Here is a 2,334-nt window from a genome sequence, read left to right on the forward strand (position 1 = left end):
CGCCCGGCGCGCTGTCGCCCGGCTCCACCCCGCCGATCTCCGGTGCACCGGCGTCCGACGGCGCGAGGGCCGCGTCCGGTGCGTCTCCGGTCTCCAGGAGCCGGAGGGCGGCGGCGTGGTCGAGCTTGCCGTTGGTGGTCAGCGGGAGGTGCGGGGCGAACACCAGGCGGGAGGGGACCAGCGCGGCGGGCAGTACGCGCGCGAGCTCCTCGCGGACCGCGGCGGCCGACGGCCGCCGTGCAGCCGTGCCGCGGCACAGCGCGGCCAGCTCCCGGTCGCCGCCGGAGCCGGTCCACGGCAGCACCCGGGCGTCGTCGACGCCCGCCACACCGCGCAGCGCCGCCTCGATCTCCTGTGCCTCCACGCGCAGGCCCCGGATCTTGAACTGGGCGTCGCGGCGGCCCAGGAAGCGCAGCCGGCCGTGCTCGTCCACCCGCCCCAGGTCCCCGGTACGGTACAGTCGGCCGCTCCCGCCGCTCGACCGGTCCTCCGGGAACGGGGAGTCCACGAAGCGCTCCGCCTCCGCCTCCGGCCGGCGGTGGTAGCCGAGCCCCACCGCGGGGCCGCCGACGCAGATTTCGCCGACGGCACCGGCGGCGACCGGGCGGAGGCCGGTGTCCAGCAGATGGATGACGGTGTTGTCGATCGGGCCGCCCAGCGGCACGTCCGTCCCCGACCACCCCGGCGGGCAGGCCCAGTGGGTGACGTCGATGGCCGCCTCCGTCGGCCCGTACAGGTTGTGCAGCCCGACGCCGGGCAGGACGGCCTGGAAACGGCGGACCGTGTCCGCCGGCAGGGCCTCGCCGCTGGCCAGCACCAGCCGCAGCGAGGTCGCCCGCGCCGCGCCCGGCTCGTCGAGGAAGAGCGACAGCATCGACGGGACGAAGTGGCTGACGGTGATGCCGGCCTCGGCGAACCAGCGTGCCACGGCGGCCGGGGACCGGTGCGCCCCGGGCCGGGCCAGCACCACGCTCGCGCCCGCGAGCAGCGGCCAGAAGAACTCCCACACGGACACGTCGAAGCCGCACGGCGTCTTCTGCGCGACCCGGTCCCCGGGCCCGAGCCGGAACCGCTCCTGCGCCCAGTTCAGCCGGTTGGTGACGCCCCGGTGGGCGTTGGGACAGCCCTTCGGGCGGCCCGTGGTTCCCGAGGTGTAGATCATGTACGCCGGGTCGTCCGGGCCCGCGCCCGCCACCAGCGGTCCGCCGTCCTCGGCGTCGATCAGCTCGCGCCGTGCCGTCACGTCCAGCACCCGCACCGGCAGCCCGTCGAAGACGGTGCGCAGGCCGGAGTCGGTGATCACCAGCGGGGCCCCGCAGTCCTCCGCCAGCAGACGGGTGCGGGCGGGCGGGTTGGCCGTGTCCAGCGGAACGTAGGCGGCACCGGACCTGACCACCGCCAGCAGGGCCACCACCAGGTCCACCGACCGCTCCAGGTGCACGGCCACCCGGTCGGCCACACCCACACCGCAGGCCCGCAGGTACCGGGCGAGCCGGGCGCTGCGGAGCCCGAGCTCCCGGTACGTCAGCTCCTCCCCGGACCGCAGCGCCACCCGGTCCGCGTGCTCGGCGAGCGCTCGCTCCAGCCGGTCGGCCAGCGTGAGTCCGGCCGCGAAGTCACGCACCGGACCGACCAGGGGGGCCTGTGGCGGCGCCGGGGCCGGGTCGTGTTCCGGGTCCCGCTCGCAGAGGTCCCGCAGGGTGCGCGCGTAGTCCGAGAAGAGGGCGTCGAGGAGCCCGTCGGGGAGGGCGTCCGGTCGTACGTCCCACTGGCACACCAAGGTGTCGCCGACGAACATCGGGACCTGGTCGACGGCCACCCCGGAGGTCTGCGACTGGTTGTACCGCAGCTCCACCCCCGGACCGCCGCGTGCGGGACGCTCGGTCGGCAGCCGGGTGAAGACGACCGGGAACGGGGACGCGCCGCCGGGCTCGCGCCGGGCGCGTGCACGGGCCGCCGCCAGACCGTCGGCCCGTTCCGTGCGCGACAGCTGACCGCGCAGCCGCTCCGCCACCGCGCGCGCCCGGTCGGCCGGACCGGCCGGCAGCGTGTCGTCCACCACCAGCCAGCTCAGCCGTGTGAAGTCGGTGAGGAGACCGTCGACGCCGGGCGGCCGCTCCGGCCGGTCCCAGGAGACGACGACCACGGTGAACGCCTCGCCGTCGGGACAGGCACGGCGCCAGACGTCGCAGTAGACGGTGAGCAGCAGGACGTCCAGCGGCACCCCCCACCGCTCGGCGAGACGCAGCAGCACCCGCCACCGCGGCAGGTCGAGGCGCCGGTGGTCACCGCCCGCCCCGCCGGGGCCGGACGGGCCCGGACCCCGGCGGACGG

General features: G+C 76.6%; 1 protein-coding gene. It reads right to left on the bottom strand.

The window, feature by feature from the left end; all coding sequences use genetic code 11:
- The coding region (locus HO151_RS06245; RefSeq protein WP_173895101.1) for an amino acid adenylation domain-containing protein at positions 1–2,334 on the bottom strand (2,334 nt) is incomplete at both ends.

This window comes from Streptomyces sp. 8P21H-1 (assembly GCF_013302945.1).